This is a genomic window from Phocaeicola sp. ICN-14070 (assembly GCF_037892625.1).
GTDB lineage: Bacteria > Bacteroidota > Bacteroidia > Bacteroidales > Bacteroidaceae > Phocaeicola > Phocaeicola plebeius.
In genome coordinates this window covers 1-16978 of the sequence record NZ_JBBKBF010000001.1, presented here as the reverse complement: position 1 = coordinate 16978, position 16978 = coordinate 1, and the positions used below count along the sequence as shown (strand labels likewise).

General features: G+C 48.0%; 14 protein-coding genes and 2 tRNA genes. 13 read left to right on the top strand and 3 right to left on the bottom strand.

Annotation, left to right across the window (positions count from 1 at the left end):
• Positions 1–6 precede the first annotated feature (6 nt).
• Complete coding sequence (locus WKT20_RS00080) at positions 7–1329, bottom strand: cobyrinate a,c-diamide synthase (protein ID WP_278454548.1); 1323 nt, start codon at positions 1327–1329, stop codon at positions 7–9.
• 4 nt (positions 1330–1333) lie between these two features.
• Complete coding sequence (locus tag WKT20_RS00075; RefSeq protein ID WP_340416595.1) at positions 1334–3001, bottom strand: formate--tetrahydrofolate ligase; 1668 nt, start codon at positions 2999–3001, stop codon at positions 1334–1336.
• Between the two features lie 89 nt (positions 3002–3090).
• Here WKT20_RS00075 and WKT20_RS00070 point away from each other — a divergent pair, with 89 nt between their 5' ends.
• The 13 genes from WKT20_RS00070 (at position 3091) to WKT20_RS00010 (ending at position 16169) form a co-directional block, all read left to right on the top strand.
• On the top strand, positions 3091–4266 hold the full coding sequence (locus WKT20_RS00070; RefSeq protein ID WP_117701850.1) for an iron-containing alcohol dehydrogenase: 1176 nt from the start codon (positions 3091–3093) through the stop codon (positions 4264–4266).
• Positions 4267–4277: 11 nt separating this feature from the next.
• Positions 4278–4769 (top strand): pyridoxamine 5'-phosphate oxidase family protein, encoded by a 492-nt coding sequence (locus WKT20_RS00065; RefSeq protein ID WP_117673792.1) that lies wholly within the window; start codon positions 4278–4280, stop codon positions 4767–4769.
• A gap of 417 nt (positions 4770–5186) precedes the next feature.
• Positions 5187–5783 carry a porin family protein gene (locus WKT20_RS00060; RefSeq protein WP_118244654.1) on the top strand — a complete coding sequence of 199 codons (597 nt, stop codon included), beginning with the start codon at positions 5187–5189 and terminating at the stop codon, positions 5781–5783.
• Positions 5784–5979: 196 nt separating this feature from the next.
• A tRNA-Lys gene (locus WKT20_RS00055) sits at positions 5980–6052 on the top strand.
• A gap of 34 nt (positions 6053–6086) precedes the next feature.
• Positions 6087–6159 (top strand) — tRNA-Lys (locus tag WKT20_RS00050).
• Positions 6160–6354: 195 nt separating this feature from the next.
• Complete coding sequence (locus WKT20_RS00045; protein ID WP_340416594.1) at positions 6355–9291, top strand: TonB-dependent receptor; 2937 nt, start codon at positions 6355–6357, stop codon at positions 9289–9291.
• Between the two features lie 12 nt (positions 9292–9303).
• A complete protein-coding gene (locus tag WKT20_RS00040; protein ID WP_340416593.1) occupies positions 9304–10623 on the top strand; it encodes a DUF4876 domain-containing protein in 1320 nt (439 codons plus the stop codon).
• Positions 10624–10625: 2 nt separating this feature from the next.
• Entirely contained in the window at positions 10626–12230 is a 1605-nt protein-coding gene (locus tag WKT20_RS00035) for a DUF6850 family outer membrane beta-barrel protein (RefSeq protein ID WP_340416592.1), read from the top strand.
• 25 nt (positions 12231–12255) lie between these two features.
• Positions 12256–13137, top strand: coding sequence for an ABC transporter ATP-binding protein (locus tag WKT20_RS00030; RefSeq protein WP_117701844.1), 882 nt, complete (start codon positions 12256–12258; stop codon positions 13135–13137).
• A 4-nt stretch (positions 13138–13141) separates the two neighbouring features.
• Positions 13142–13816, top strand: a complete 675-nt coding sequence (locus WKT20_RS00025; protein ID WP_117701843.1) for a hypothetical protein — start codon at positions 13142–13144, stop codon at positions 13814–13816.
• A 12-nt stretch (positions 13817–13828) separates the two neighbouring features.
• Positions 13829–15070 (top strand): DUF4857 domain-containing protein, encoded by a 1242-nt coding sequence (locus tag WKT20_RS00020; RefSeq protein ID WP_278613648.1) that lies wholly within the window; start codon positions 13829–13831, stop codon positions 15068–15070.
• 18 nt (positions 15071–15088) lie between these two features.
• A complete protein-coding gene (locus tag WKT20_RS00015) occupies positions 15089–15634 on the top strand; it encodes a hypothetical protein (protein ID WP_340416591.1) in 546 nt (181 codons plus the stop codon).
• On the top strand, positions 15618–16169 hold the full coding sequence (locus WKT20_RS00010; RefSeq protein WP_118244643.1) for a PepSY-associated TM helix domain-containing protein: 552 nt from the start codon (positions 15618–15620) through the stop codon (positions 16167–16169). Before WKT20_RS00015 ends, WKT20_RS00010 begins: the two co-directional genes overlap by 17 nt.
• Positions 16170–16385: 216 nt before the next feature.
• Here the strand turns inward: WKT20_RS00010 and WKT20_RS00005 are convergent, their stop codons facing one another.
• Positions 16386–16949: a sugar O-acetyltransferase gene (locus WKT20_RS00005; protein WP_117701839.1), complete on the bottom strand. Its 564-nt coding sequence runs from the start codon at positions 16947–16949 to the stop codon at positions 16386–16388.
• Between the last annotated feature and the right edge of the window lie 29 nt (positions 16950–16978).

The following is a 16978-nucleotide window of genomic DNA, read 5'->3' as shown; positions in this document are numbered from 1 at the left end:
CTCCAGCTATTCCCAGAGCTTATACAACCCGGTTTCTCCCCAATAGTGATGTACGGAGGTGGCTATACAGTTTTTATAGCGGAAGAAAAATGACCCCGATACTTCTCCTCCTTTTAAATTACAGACTGGTGTTTGCAGTGAAGCTGCTTCTTCCGAAGGAACAATGTCAAAGTAACGGTACTCATATCCTTTCAGACATAAGTCGTGATAATGTGTTTGACGGTATCCGCTGCACGGGCGATTGTCTTTCGCAATGACTGAATAAGGCAGAATTCCCGCCATTTCGTAGGCTGTACCTCCGGGACGTGCGGTTAGTGTCTGCCCCAACAAGGCCATTCCTCCTCCTTCTGCCAGCAGTTTTCCTCCTTTCTCTACGTATTCGCGTAACTGCTCCATCAGGCGTTTCCGGCGATGCAGCTGACGGGCAAACAATTCCGGATAACCTCCGGGCAGATATACAATGTCCGCTTCGGGAAGTTCACTGCCATATACCGGACTGAAACGTGTGATGTCTCCTTTTGTCTTGTCTGTGCTCTGGCGATACACGAAAGGAAAAGCCGGATCGGAAGCCAATGCGATTCGCTGTTTGCGCTTGCCGGTCCACATATCCGTTTCTGTTTCGGAAATGTAAGGAAGCGAATAGGTACAAGGGAAAATACGGGTGGAAAGGTTCAGCAGTTTGTCAATGTCTACATGCTGTGCCAGTTGTTCCGCCACTTGATTGAGAAGCAGGTCAAGGCTCTTCCTTGCAGGAAGTGTCAGTGCCTGATGACGAGGTGGAAGGCCTGTTTCCTCCAGATAAGGGAGATAGCCCAAGCATTCCACCCCGGCCTCGGCACAGGTTTCGCGCAGGAAACCGTATTGTGCAGCCGAAGTGACCTGATTGAAAATCACTCCGGCTATTTTCAGTTCTGTATTGAAATGTTTAAAGCCATACAGCATGGCAGCGATGGAGTAGCCTGCATTGCGTGCACTCACCACTATCACCACAGGTATCTTCATCAGTCGGGCCATTTCGGCGCTGCTTCCCTGCGTTTTCCGGAATCCGTCGAACAAACCTGCCCGTCCTTCTACCACGCACACGTCAGCCTTCTCTCCATAACGATTGTAGACGGCTTGCAGGTGACTGCGTGAGCTCAGCCAGGTGTCCAGGCTTACCGGTTCACGGTCGGCAGCCAGCGCATGATAGCGAAGGTCTGCCAGTTCGGGTCCGCATTTGAAAGACTGCACACGCAGGTTGCGTTGACGCAACGCACGCATCAGTCCCAAGGCAACGAGGGTCTGCCCGCTTCCGGGCATCATGGCTCCGACAAGAAACTGTGGCTTCATCTGCTTATGACAATCCTTCTATTTCTCCGTTCACAATGTCAATGTGCAATGCCTGCGGCTCTTTCGGCAATCCCGGCATACGCATCATTTCACCAGCCACTACTACCAGCATTTCTGCACCCGCATTGATGACGATATCGCGCACGGCAAAGTTGAAGCCGGAAGCCACTCCGTAGAGTTTCGGGTCGGTAGAGAATGAATACTGTGTCTTGGCAATGCAGACAGGGAAGTTGTTGTATCCCAGCTCTTTTATCATCTGAATCTTCTTGCGGGCAGCCGGGCCGAACAGCACTTGTTTGGCACCATACAATTCGCAGGCAATCTTGGTAACTTTCTCTTCCACTGAATCAGTTTCGTCGTAAGTGAAGGTCAACGGCTGTGACGGATTGTTTTCGATGGTGTTTACTACTAGATTAGCCAATTCGATGGCACCGTCTCCGCCTTCCATAAACGCGTTGTTGATGGCAAAGCCCACGCCCATTTCTTCACAGTGCTGACGTACGAAGTCAAGTTCCTCATCGGTATCGTTAGCATAACGGTTGAAAGCTACGACTACGGTCTGTCCGAATGACTGGAGGTTCTCGATGTGCTTGTCGAGGTTCTTCACACCTTCCTTCAGGCCGTCCATGTTCGGTTCCTTGATTTTGTCTACATCTACCCCGCCGTGCATCTTTAATCCCTGAGCTGTAGCCACGATGATGGTCAGTTTCGGCTGAAGTCCGGCTTTGCGGCATTTGATGTTGTAAAACTTCTCTGCACCCAGGTCGGCACCGAATCCGGCTTCTGTCACTACATAGTCACCGAAGGTCATTGCCAGTTTGGTAGCCAGTACCGAGTTACATCCGTGTGCGATGTTGGCAAACGGACCACCGTGTACGAAGGCCGGTGTATGTTCCGTAGTCTGTACCAGGTTAGGCGACAAGGCATCTTTCAGCAATACCGTAATCGCTCCGGCTACTCCTAAGTCTTTTACTGTGAAAGGCTTGTTGTCGATGGTGAATCCTAACAGAATGTTTTCGATGCGGCGGCGCAAATCGTTTTCATCTCTTGCCAGACAGAGGATAGCCATGATTTCCGATGCCGGTGTGATGTCGAATCCCGATTCACGAGTGATACCATTGGTCTTTCCGCCCAGTCCGGTCACGATGTAGCGCAAGCCACGGTCGTTTACGTCGAGCACACGGTTCCAGAGCACTTCTTTCATGGCAAAGCCATTGTCTTTGTTCTGGTACATATAGTTGTCGAGCAAGGCCGTAATCATGTTGTGAGCCGAAGTGATGGCATGGAAGTCACCTGTAAAGTGCAGGTTGATTTTGTCCATCGGGAGCACCTGTGCATAACCACCTCCGGCAGCTCCACCCTTCATACCGAAACAAGGACCAAGTGACGGTTCGCGCAAGGCACAGAAGGCTTTCTTTCCGATTTTGTTCAGTCCCAGTGCCAGACCGATGGATACGGTAGTCTTTCCGATACCGGCTTTGGTCGGTGTGATGGCCGTTACCAGAATCAGGTTACTCTTTTTCACCTTTTCTTCATCGATCAATGTTTCGGGAACTTTGGCAATGTAGCGTCCGTAGTTAGAGATTTCTTCTACGGGAATACCATACTCGCGGGCAATCTGCTTGATTTTTGTCAGCTCAATACTGCGAGCTATTTCAATATCTGATTTCATAGGTTCAATTTTTTTATTGTGGCGCAAAGATACAAAGAAATTCTTTAACTTTGTCGTACTACATGTAAACCCTATAATTTATAATAGATATGAATAACTTCGCTTTTTACAGTCCTACCGAATTCGTATTCGGAAAAGGAACGGAAAGCCAGACCGCCGAGCTGGTGAAGAAATATAAAGGTACGAAAGTGATGATTGTATACGGAGGAGGTTCCGTAGTGCGCAGCGGACTACTCGATAAAGTAAAAAAATACCTCGACGAAGCAGGCATTGCTCATGTGGAACTGGGAGGTATCCAACCCAACCCCACCGATCCGAAAGTGTACGAAGGTATTGAGCTGGGACGTCGCGAAGGAATCGACTTTCTGCTTCCGGTGGGAGGCGGTTCGGTTATCGATACAGCCAAAGCCATTGCAATGGGCATCCCTTACGAAGGCGATTTCTGGGATTTCTATATAAATAAGGTAGTGCCTGAAAAAGCCATTCCACTAGGTGTGGTGCTTACTATTCCTGCGGCTGGAAGTGAAGGCTCCGGTAATACGGTCATCACGAAACTGGACGGACTGAAGAAACTGAGTGTCCGCACGCACGGATTGTTGCGTCCTACGTTTGCTGTGATGAACCCGGAACTGACCTATACCCTTCCCGCCTGGCAGACAGCTTGCGGGGTGACCGACATGATGGCACACATCATGGAACGCTATTTCACCAATACAGAAGATCAGGAGGTGCCCGACCGTATGTGTGAGGGAACACTCAAGGCCATTATCACGGAAGCCCTTCGGGTAATGAAGGAGCCGGAAAATTACGGAGCCCGTGCCAACCTGATGTGGGCAGGTACCATCGCACACAACGGTACGTGCGGCGTGGGAGCCGTGGAGGACTGGGCTTCTCACTTTATGGAACACGAAGTGAGTGCCGTATACGACGTGACGCACGGAGCCGGACTAGCTGTTATTTTCCCTGCCTGGTTAACCTACATGGCCAGCCATAACGTGGGTAAGGTAGCACAATATGCTCATCGTGTGTGGGATGTGCCCGAATCGGACGACAAGAAGGCTATGGCGCTGGAAGGTGTAGCCCGTCTGAAATCCTTCTTCCACGCCATCGGTATGCCTGTCACCTTCAAGGAACTGGGTATTGAGCATCCAGACATCGACCTGCTGGTAAAAAAACTGCATGAAAACAAGGGTGAATACGTGGGCAGCTATGTCCGTCTGGATGCACAGGCTACCCGTGAAATCTATGAACTGGCCAACCAATAAGCACTATCATTATGGAATATACGAATCAAGACGTGCGCCGGCAAGATCGTCTGCTCGATGAAGCACGTGCATTTGAAATATTAAAGGAAGGTGAATTCGGTATCCTTTCTATGCGTACTGAAGAGGGAGACGGCGCATACGGCATCCCAATAAACTATGTGTGGGACCGTGGCAACTCCATTTACATCCATTGTGCACCGGTGGGACGTAAATTGCGCTGCATTGACGCCTGTCCCAACGTGTCTTTCTGTGTCACCGGTCGCAGTAAAGTTATCCCGGACAAGTTTACTACGGGGTATGAAAGCATTGTACTGCAATGTACGGCACACCATAGCTTGCACGAAGCCGAGCGGATGTCTGCCCTCTCCCTGCTGATTTCGAAATACTGTCCGGAGCATAAGATGCAGGGCATCGAATATGCCAACAAGTCTTTTCATCGCACGGAGATTATCCGCCTGGATATTCAGAAAGTCAGTGGAAAATGCAAAAATATGGGATTCTAATTCTGATTTTATGACATCTTGAAGGAGCTTTAAGTACTCTTTAAAAACGCCTTTACGTTTGATTCAAAACGCAAAGGCGTTTTGTTTTAAATGTACTTGCGTTTTATTTGAAACGTAAGTGCGTTTCAGTTCAAATGTACTTGTGTTTTGGCGTAAACGCAAAGGCGTTTTTTTTAATCTCCAAAAACAGACGGATAATCCCGTTTTTAGGCATGATAACCTAAAATATCACTCTTTTACGCTTTTTCATGTTGTGTAAAGTTTTGATAATTTGAGATAGTTTTATACATTTGTAAACAATCACAAACGAAAGCAGGCTTTTCTCTTTATATATTATAAGAGAAAGCGGTTCCTCTGCTTCCGGAATAAAACAAAACGGTTCAAGGGAACGGAACCTAAAACTAAAAAAAGAGAATTATGAAAAAGTTTTTAATGACCGCTGTATTGGGAATGTTTGCATTGGCTGGTTTTTCTCAGGTAAAATGGGATGCACGCGTAGGCATGAACTTCAGTAACATGACTAAGTTTGAAAATACCAAAGCATTGCCAGGTTTCCAATTGGGAGTAGGTATGGACTATGGATTCAGTGAAAACTGGTCTTTGCAGTCTGGATTGATGATTTCTTCTAAAGGTTATAAAGTTAAGGATTATGCCAAAGTGAGACCAATCTATTTGGATATTCCTATTTTGGCTGCTTACAAATTCAATATCAGCGATAATACAAAATTTGTTATCAATGCAGGTCCGTATTTGGCATTTGGATTAGGTGGTAAATGTAAATTCGATGAAGGTGGCGATTACAAATTGTTCAAAGGAGAAGATGGAGAGGATGCAGAATACAGCCGTTTTGATTTAGGTATCCAGTATGGTATCGGTCTTGAAATTGGTGACCACTATTTGGTTAACTTGACTGGTCAGAATGGTTTCATTTCTCCGTTTGATTATCCTGACGGATATGATGGTGACAAACCTAAGAACATGACCTTCTCTATCGGCGTAGGTTACCGTTTCTAATTTGAGAAATAAATCTCATATTCATCCATAAAAACGAAAGGTCGGCATGTCAAATTCTTAGTGCCGACCTTTTTTATGTGACTAATAACCAGCCATTCAGAAAAGAATTGAAAAAATATTGTAAAATAAATTTCGAAAACGTTTGGCTGTTTCGTGTAAAAAATATACCTTTGCACTCGCAAATGAAAATAGTGATGCACTCTTAGCTCAGTTGGTAGAGCAACTGACTCTTAATCAGTGGGTCCAGGGTTCGAATCCCTGAGGGTGTACAAAATTTCGGAAAGTTTGACAATTATAGTGGATGCACTCTTAGCTCAGTTGGTAGAGCAACTGACTCTTAATCAGTGGGTCCAGGGTTCGAATCCCTGAGGGTGTACCGAAGCCGTGAGGCAAAATGAGAAAAGGCTCTGAAAATCGATAGATTTTCAGAGCCTTTTTTAGTATCCTCCTACTTTATGCATCAGATTCCGGAGTACCTATATATGATGAGAAAGAGACCTCACATTACCTAATTTTGGCGATTGACACAGCTTGCCAATAAGGATACCTTTGCGCCTGAAATCATCAGGATATGAAAACAATCGTTTTAGCCTTTTTCGCAAGTGCCAGTCTGACTGCCTGGGGGCAGTCGTATAAGGTAGCAGGAACCGTGCTCGATGCCAAGTCGAAAGTACCGGTGGAGTTTGCGACTTTGTGGATTGAAGGAAGTGGTATCGGTACCATGACCGATTCGCAAGGAAAGTTCGTCATTCAGCATTTGGCAGAAGGAAAGCATGAGGTGCTGGTGCGTTGTCTGGGCTATTCTGAATATAAATTACAGCTGGACGTCAGAAAGGATAAGGAAAACATCGTGGTATATCTTTCCGAACAGACTTTGGCCCTGAACGAAGTGACTGTCACGGCAGAAAGAAAAACCGCAGATGCTACTACAGCATACACGCTGGGCCGTACGGCACTGGACCATTTGCAGAGTGTCAGCGTGTCTGATGCGTTAAGTCTTTTGCCCGGAGAACAGACCAGCAAGTTCAAGGGACTGACTTCTTCCGCTCAGGTAATCACGTTGAGAGGAGAAAGCACTGAAATGGGGAATCCTGATTTTGGAACCGTAGTTGAGATGGACGGGGTGCGCCTGTCGGGTAATGCTACGGCCGCTTCTACTTCCGGAACGGATACCCGTAATATTGGCAACAGCAATGTAGAACGGATTGAAGTTATCACCGGTGTACCTTCTGTGGAATATGGTGACCTGACCAACGGAGTGGTAAAAATTGTGACACGCAAAGGAAAAAGTCCGCTGATTGTCGATGTGGCTGTGCGTCCTACCACCCAGTCGTATGCCGTAAGTAAAGGAGTGGAACTGGGGGCAAAAGCTGGCGTACTGAACCTGTCCTATGAACGGGTTCGTTCTGTGTCAGACATTGCATCGCCCTACACCTCGTATGTACGCAATGCGTTTGGCGTGAGATACTCTAACAGCCTGCATACAAAGACCGGAAAAACCTTGTCTGTCGATTTCAGTCTGAACGGTAATGTGGGAGGTAATAATACCAAGGCCGATCCGGATGCCTTCAAGGAGACTTATACCAAGAGTCGGGACAATGCGTTATGGAGCAGTCTCTCGTTTAACTATATGCTGAATTCGCCCTGGTTATCCAATTTGCGTGGAGGAGTGACCTTCTCGTACGCCGACAACCGGGTGGAAGAAAAGAAAAACCAGTCGGCTTCGTCCGTCCAGCCTGCACTGCATACTATCGAAGAAGGGTATTTTGTGGCTTCCAAATATGAAGAGGATCCCTCCTCACCTATTATTTTGTTGCCTACCGGCTATTGGTATGTAACGTCATTCAACGATAGTCGTCCCATAAATTACACTGCCTACCTGAAAGCACGCTGGAGCCATAAAATCGGAGGCGTAACCAGCAACCTGCTGGCAGGAGCAGATATGAAAGGAGAAGGCAACCTGGGTAAGGGAACGTATTATGAAGACATGTCGGTAGCTCCTACCTGGAGGGAATACCGTTACGATGAGTTGCCTTTCATGCACAATCTGGCTGCGTATGCAGAAGAAGAGATAACCCTGCCTTTCCGTCATTCGCAGTTGCTGCTTAAAGGAGGACTCCGAAGTGACATGACTTTCATCCCGGGCACGGTGTATGGCACCGTATCCAGTCTGTCTCCCCGTGTCAGTGCCAAGTATTCATTTGGCGAAAAAGAGCATGGTTTCTTTCGAGGAGCGACCCTTCGTGCCGGATGGGGAAAGGCGGTGAAACTTCCTTCGTTCGAGATGCTGTATCCCCGGGAAACGTATGTAGACCGTCTGGCATTTGCCCCTGGAGCAATGGCCGACGGAACAACCTATTATGCTTATCACACCCATCCTGTGCTTCCTGTCTATAATCCGGAGTTGCAGTGGCAGTACAGCCTTATGCGGGAAGCCGGAATGGACATTCGTCTGAAGGGGGTACGGATTTCGTTGTCGTTCTTCTACAACACCCTGTCACAGCCTTATACCAGTACGCGTATCTATACTCCGTTTGATTATAAGTTGACCGACCAAAGCGCGCTCAATGATTGCCTGATACCTTCAGCCGACAGGGTGTATAGCATTGATCGTACAACAGGAGTCGTGACCGTGTCCGACAAGAACGGGATACTTACCTCTCAGACGCTTGCCTATAAGGAGATTCATGATTTCCAGTCGGCCGTCATGAATGTGAATGGTTCTTCCTCTTCACGGATGGGACTGGAATGGGTGCTTGATTTTGACCGGATAAAGGCAATCAATACCTCCATCCGCATAGACGGGAAGTATTATCGCTACAAAGGAATTGATGAAGTGATGGTACCGTCTACCAGCAGCCTGACCGATACGGACGGACAGCCTTATAAATACATCGGTTATTATGTAGGAGGCAATGGCAACTATAACGGATTCATGACACAGCGACTGAACACCAACCTGACCCTGGTGACGCACGTGCCGAAAATCAGAATGATTTTCTCTCTGCGTTTTGAGAGCACTCTTCTGAATACGCGGCAGAACCTGAGTGAATACAGCGGTGGAACCCGGAGCTATGTGCTCGACTCGCAGAGCGATTATCTTCCCTCGTCCACCCAGACGGATATTTATAACGGAGCCAGTTACGTGGCTACGTATCCGCTGTATTATGTATCGAGAGAAGATATGGAAACCCGTATACCGTTTACGGAAAAGTTCCTGTGGGCTGCCGAACATGACAAGGAGTTGTATAACGAACTCAGTAAACTGGTGGTAAAAAGCACCACCGGCTATATGTTCAGGAAGCAGGGATATTCCCCCTATTTCTCAGCCAACCTGAACGTATCAAAAGAAATCGGGAAGTACCTGACGGTGTCATTTTTTGCCAATAATTTCTTCTACAGCATGCAGAAGATAAAGAACTGGCAGACGGGTAATGAGGGAAGTCTGTTTGCTTCTTCGCTGGTCACTCCCTTTAACTATGGCATATCATTTAAATTAAAACTATAAACACGTATGAGTATGATGAAAAAGATGTTATTTGCGTGCTGTGTCTTAATCCAGATACTGGCTTTCAGCGCGTGCAAAGAGAAAGAGAACGGTGGTTATCAGGTGAGCAGTGTAAGCATTCGGCTGGTGTATCCCGAGGGAAGCGGATTTGAACCAGTGGAGGGAGTCAGTGTAACTTTGAAGAATACGTCGGGCAGTACTACTTTCAGTCAGTCGACCAATGCGGAAGGGGTGGCTGTTTTTGAAGTGCCGCAAGGTATCTATGAAGCTTCGGCTTCCGACAAACGGGTGGCCGATGCCAAAGTGTATCTTTTCAATGGACTGAATACATCGGTCAATGTGACTCAGGAAACGGTAGAGGCTACCATCAAACTGGAAATGTCTTCAGGAGGTTCCGTGCTGATTAAGGAACTGTATGTAGGAGGCTGTCCGAAAGACGATGGTTCGGGTACGTTTGCCATGGATCAGTATGTCGTACTGTATAACAATTCTTCGGAAACACTCGATATCAGCGACTTTGCATTGGGTATGGTCAATCCTTACAACCCTCATGCGTCGAATAAGGACTATGTGAACGGTGAACTCTTTTATGCGGCAGAAGGATGGATACCGGCCGGAACGGCTGTCTGGTATTTCGACAAGCAGGTACAGCTGGAAGCCGGAAAAGAACTGGTGATTGCACTGAATGGGGCCATCGACCACACACAGACTTATTCTCAGTCCGTAAATTTGGCCAACAGTACCTATTACTGCCTGTATGACATTGAGGACTTCAACAATGCCAAATACTATCCTTCGCCTTCGGAACTTATTTCTACCGACCATTACTTGAAGGCTTACAAATATGGTTTGGGTAATGCATGGCCTGTCAGCCAGTTCGGACCGGCATTCTTTGTGTTCCGTCCGGAAGGTACTACCCTACAGGCTTTTGTAGACGATGCATCCACCACCAACCTTTATGGAGGAAGTGCCAGTCAGCCGCGTAAGAAAGTGCCGACAGAGTGGGTGGTAGACGGTATCGAAGTATTCGTGCAGGGAGCCGACGGCAACCAGAAGCGCCTTCTTCCCTCGGTAGATGCAGGCTATGTGGAACTTACCCGCGGAATGGGATATACCTTGTATCGCAACGTGGATAAAGAGGCTACGGAAGTACTTGCGGAGAATGAAGGAAAGCTGGTCTATAACTATTCGCTCGGTGTAGGAAATTTAACCGATGCCAGCGGAATAGATGCCGAGGCCTCCTTGAAAAACGGAGCCAGAATTATTTTTCAGGATACAAACAATTCGACAGCTGACTTCCATCAGCGGAGCAAATCTTCTTTGAGAAACTAAACATGAAGCATTATCGTATCGCTTGCTTTTTTCTTGTACTTGTGGCGGGAGGCAGGTCCTGGGGAAGTGTTCCCTCAGGGACCTCCTCTCCTCTTCGAACGGACTTTCAGGAAACCTTGTGGAGGTATGCGGCTTCTGCCGGAAGCAATCCTTCTTTTCTGTCGGGGATGGAGTGCGGACGCATCTCCTATCTTCAGGCGGAAGGCAGTTACGGAAACGGGAAACTGGTGAATTATGATCAGTCGGACAGCCGGCTGGGCGGATTGGTCTCAACCGAATCCTACTGGCGGCTGAACTCGCGGCTGGTATTAGGAGGTGCCATGGCATATGGCACGGAAAAAGGCAAGCACATGTCGGGTTCGGCTTTTCTGCATCCGGAAGAGACACCTTTTGACATTGTGGAAATGGACGACTCGGGAGCCGGTACGAAACGGCATGAATGGTACATGCTTAGAGGGGAAGCAGGCTATCTCCTCACTCCTCGCCTTTCATGGGGAGGGCAACTGGAATACTGTACGGAAAACTATGCCAAGTTCAAGGACTTGCGGCATCAGAATTCCCTGATGAACCTGCATTTGTCGACGGGTTTCTCGTACGAACTTTTTTCCGGATGGCAGGTCGGACTTTCTTATGGGTATTTGCGCAACGTGGAAACGGTAGGCTTCGGAATCTATGGAACGACCGACCGTCAATACACTTCTCTCATCAGTTTTGGAGGTTTCTACGGGCGCAGTGAGGTGTTTGGTGAAAGTGGATATACCTCGAACACGACACCCTTGTTTACCCAAACGCATGAAGCAGCCTTTCAGGGACAGTATCATCGCGGAGACCTGCACTGGTTTCAGGAGGTATTCATCCGAAAGACTTCCGGACGCTTTGGAAGCGGTTCTTCGACTTCCATCACCTACTCTACTCATACAGGGAGTGAGGTGGGTTACCGTGCAAAGCTTACCTGGCAGCAGTCCCGACTTTTTCAGGCGATGGAACTGGGCATTGCGCTGAAATCACTGGAGAACAGGGAAAACTCATATAAGGAGAGTACGGACGGACTGGGCGTATCGCAGATTGTCTATTACGGTAGCAATGAAGTGATGAGCAGGGACCAGCTGCGTGCCTGGTTGGCGTATCAACTTCTTTCAGGAGGTAAAGAGAGCCGTTCAGACTGGTCGGCCGAAGTGCGGCTGGACTATCGTTCCCGCTCTGTGACGGCATCGCAATATCCGTTCTTCCGGAAGCAGAGTCTGCACGTCATGGGGCTATGGCTTCAGGGTGCCAGAAACTGGTATAAAGGCCGGCAGGTATGGACTGCTTCCGCCGGACTGGGCTTGCAGGGCGGATGGGGCTGTATGAAGGAAGACGGACAATATGTCAGTGTATCGGAGGACCAGCAACGTCCGGCAGAAAGAGCAGACTTACTGGTGCAAGAATACGATTATCAGACAGCTGTCCGGCTGGTGCCATATGCGGCCGTGGGGTATGAAAGAGAAATTACTCCTGCCTTGTCCGGTTATGTCCGGGGCGAGGTGACGTATGCCAGGGCTTTTACAACTACAATGGCAGGAAAGAATTTCGTGCAACCCGTCATCAAGGTAGGGGTAAAATTTTAAGAACTAATCATTTAATCGTTTTACAATGAGTAAAATAATAGAGTGTGAAAATATTACGCATTATTACGGAAACCGCTTGATTTACGAAAATCTCAGTTTCGACGTGGAGCAGGGAAAGGTATTGGGCCTGTTGGGAAAGAACGGCACTGGGAAAACCACCATCATTAATATCCTCAACGGTTACCTGAAGCCTCGTTCGGGCGTGTGCAGGCTGTTTGGTGAGGAGATGGAACACCTCTCTCCGCTTACCAAATCGAAGGTGGGACTGTTATTGGAAGGGCATGTGCAACATGCCTATTTTACGGTTTCGCAGATAGAGAAATTTTATTCGGCCTTCTTCCCGAAATGGAAGAAAGAGGCCTATTATGAATTGCTGAAAAAGTTGCAGGTACTTCCTTCACAGAAACTCTCTACCATGTCGTGCGGACAGCGTTCGCAGGTAGCGCTGGGACTTCTTTTTGCCCAGGACCCGGAACTGCTGATTCTGGATGATTTTTCCATGGGACTGGACCCGGGTTATCGTCGTCTGTTTGTAGAATATCTTCGGGAATATGCGTCGGCAGAGAACAAGACCGTCTTTCTCACTTCGCACATCATTCAGGACATGGAACTGCTGATAGATGATTGTATGATCATGGATTATGGTCGCTTGCTGTTGCATAAGCCGGTAAAGGAAATCATGCACCATTTCAAGCGATACCGTTTCACCCGTCCGGGAGATGGATTTAAGCTGGAAGCCGATGAAGACTTCTGGCATCCCTCCGCATTGGGTGATAAATGGGAAGTATATTCTTTTCTGCCAAAGGCCGAAGTCGAACAACGGTTGAAGGCGATGGGTGTCACGGAAATTACAGAAGAGAATCTTTCGCTGGAAGATGCATTTATTGGTTTAACAGGTAAATATTAATGTCATGAATTTATTCAGAGCCTTATCTTATAAAGAATGGATGAAAACCCGCCGCCTGATTGGGGTGATGTTGTTGCTGATGGCAGCAGCTGTGGGTTATACCTACATCGACCTTACCCATGAAATCCGTTTGAATGAAGCGGTCAATGTGTGGTATGGCTGTCTTTTTCAGGGCACATCGGTTGCCCCGTGGATGATGTATCTGCTGCCACTGGCCGGAATTGCACTGGGAGTCGTGCAGTATGTGCCCGAGATGACGCAGAAACGGCTGAAGCTGACACTCCATCTTCCGGCAGGAGAAACACAGATTATGGCCTCCATGCTGTGGTATGGTTTCAGTATTGTCTTGTTGCTTTGTCTGCTGCTTTCGCTGGTCCTTTCAGCTGTGGTTTGCCTGTTCCTGCCTTCCGAAATTGTAGGAATGATGCTCCAGCAGTTGCTTCCCTGGATGGTGGCAGCAGTGGCAGGCTATGGCTTCACTGCGTGGATTTGTATCGAGCCCCAGTGGAAACAGCGGATGCTATGCATTGTGGTATCGGTGGGACTGCTGTCCATGCTGTTTGTTTCTTCCTATCCCGGAGCCTATTCACAGTTCGGGGCAGGAATCTGCTGGATACTGGCAGCTTCTTTTATCTTTCCTTTCTCATCCTGCATTCGGTTCAAGTATGGTGTACAATAAAAACAATGAACAATGAAATACAAATCTCTCATTTTTTCAATCATTCTGGTGTCTGTCACCCTGCTGGCTTCCTGGACGGTGCCGGCACTGGTACAGAAAATGACCGACGATTCGCACAGCTATCCGCTGATGTATTATAGTGCCCGGTTGAAGGAACTTTGCGTGATTGACTTTCGCGAGCATAAGAATTCATTTTATGATATTCATGGCAACGAGTACCCTCGCGCACAATACGATTCACTGCTTCCGTTGCTGAATTATCGCCAGCTGGCCATGGAAGGTCAGTTGCCCGATTCGCTGGAAGGACAGGCCATCGACGTGAAAATCCTGCGGAGCAAACAAGTGATGTTCCGTTTTCGTCCGGTCGATGTATTCTCTCCGCAACCCGCTATGGGAGTGTTGTTGGAAGCCATGCCCAAACGGGGAAATCTTACGCTTCCCGGCGACTACTTCCGGATGGACCGTGAACTGACTTTTGTCGATGCGCAGTCCAATTCGGTAAATCGGCAGAAGAGTGAAATCTTCACCAAAGAGCTTATCAAGAAAGGGTTCAACTTTCCGGTAAAAGCATATTGGGGAAACCCTACAGTGAGAAAGCCTTATGAGGAGGGCTATTTCTGTCTGGACAGCAAAGGAGCTCTCTTCCACCTGAAGATGGTGAACGGACGGCCTTTCGTGAAAGATACAGGTATCGGTTCGCAACTGGGCATCAGATGGTTTGTCATGAGTGAGACGAGCGACAAGCGTTTCTATGGCTATCTGTTTGGTGAGAAGGGTGAAATGGGCTTACTGGAAAGCACGGACGAAGGCGGTTATCGCTTCCTGCCGTTCGATATCCGTCCGGTAGACATCACGAAAGACGAAATCAGCATTCTGGGAAACCTGCTTTACTGGACCGTACGCGTATCGGATGCGGAAGGAATGGACTGCTACGGATTGGATGCCGTGACGCTTCAGTCGCTCTCTTTCTATCATCAGGACCGGAAGCGCGTTTTGTGGGATGAGCTTTCGGAATGGCTGTTCCCGTTCCGTTTGTCACCTTCGTCCGAAACGAGTTCCTTTGTAAATCTCTATGCGGGCAATCTTTCTTCAAAGGGATTGGCGGTGAGCTTCTTTTTAGCCCTCCTGACTTTCTTTTTGTGCAGAAACAAGGTATCTTTGTACAGACGGATACTGATGGCGCTATGCGTGTGCGCTGCCGGCTTATCCGGGATAGTCGCACTGTTATTTCTTCCTTGGAATAAATATGAATAACTATAAACTCAATTGAAAATGAAAAAACTGTTTTTTATCGTAGCTGCGGCCTGTCTGCTGACGGCTACTTCGTGTGTGAACAATGGCAAAAAATCAGAGACCTCTCAGGAACAGCCTACTGCCGCTCTGTCGGTCAATGAGGCAAAATATGTGGAAGACATTCTGAAGGATGCAGAAAAGAATGTAGACAAGGAGGTGGTGCTGAAAGGATTCATCACGCATACCTGCAAGCATTCCGGACGCCGTTGCTTTGTGATGGGAAAAGACCAGAAGACTTCCGTACGTGTGGAGGCAAAAGGTAATATCGGCGGATTCAACCGTGAGTTGATTGGTTCAGAGGTCATCATCAAAGGGATTCTTCGCGAGAACCGTCTGACCAAGGAATACATTGACCAGGCGGAAGAAGAATTGAAGGAAAAGCAGGAAAAAGCAGAAGGAAACGGTGAAACCTGCGATGCGGAGATGAACAACATTCAGAGCATGCGTGAATGGATGAAGACCAATAACAAGGACTATTATTCCATTTACTACATAGACGGCACGGAATATGAAGTGGCGGAATAAGAGTCTCTCCTACTGGTTTCGTGTGCTGCACCGTGACTTGGGCTACCTGATGGTAGGAGTCTGCCTGATTTATGCCGTGTCGGGCATCCTGCTGAACCACATGAATGGCAAGGATCCGGCTTTCCGTACCACGGAAGCGGCCGTTCAACTGGAGAAAGGCATGCAGGCCGAAGAACTCCTTGCGGCATGGAACCGACAGGAAGATTTGCCTCCTGTAAAGCGGGTGCTGTCTATTGATGAAAGCCATCATCGCCTGATGCTGGAAGGCGGCGTGGGTGTGTATGACGCAGCCAGCGGTTGTGTAGATTATGAAGTACACGAAAAACGTCCGGTGGTGTACTGGTTCAACCGGTTGCATTATAACCGCATTCAGGGATGGAATCTCATGGGCGACTTTTTCGCTGTTTCGCTGGTATTCTTTGCCGTTTCCGGATTGTTCATGGTCAAGGGAAAAAATGGACTGGCAGGACGCGGAAAATGGTTGCTTTTAGCGGGTATTCTGATTCCGCTGGGATACATCTGGCTGGCTGCCTGAACATGAAAGTCTATATGATAAAAATCGCCTGTCTCTTTACCAATGAGACAGGCGATTTTTTATGTTTCAGCACCGTAAACCTTACGTTTCTGTACGCAGAACCCTAAGGCTTACGCTAGGAAAATATACGGTTCTGCATCGGGAAACATAAAAGGTGAAAAAAGGCTTGCAAATTATCTTCTTTGCTTTTTTACATCATTCTATCAAGAAACCTGATTATTCTATGTTCCGTATGAATTTGGCCGGTACACCTCCTACTACGGTATTGGCAGGCACGTCTTTCGTTACGACGGCTCCGGCTGCAATGATGGCATTGTCGCCAATGGTGACTCCCTGCAGAATGGTGCTGTTAGAGCCTACCCATACGCGTTTTCCCAGCACGATGGGAGCCGGTGTCATAGCCGCACGCTTTTCCGGATTCATGTCGTGATTAAGTGTGGCGAAAACCACGTTGTGTCCAATCAGGCAACCGTCGCCCAGTGTCACTCCACCCTGGTCCTGGAAATGGCAGCAGGCATTGATAAACACATCTTTTCCTATATGGATATTTTTCCCGAAATCCGTATAAAAAGGAGGAAATACCCGGAAAGTGTCGTCTACCGGCCGACCGAAAAGCCGGGACATCAGTGCCCGGATTTCTTCCATGGTGTGATACGATCCGTTCAGTTCGAATGTGATGCGGCGGGCTTCGTCACTCATGCGGTTCAGCAATTCCATGATCTCGGGTGTATCAAGCGGTTTCCGCATGGCTACGTGAGCCAAAAAATCATTTAGTTCCATGTGCTATGTTTTGAAAGGGTTATACAATT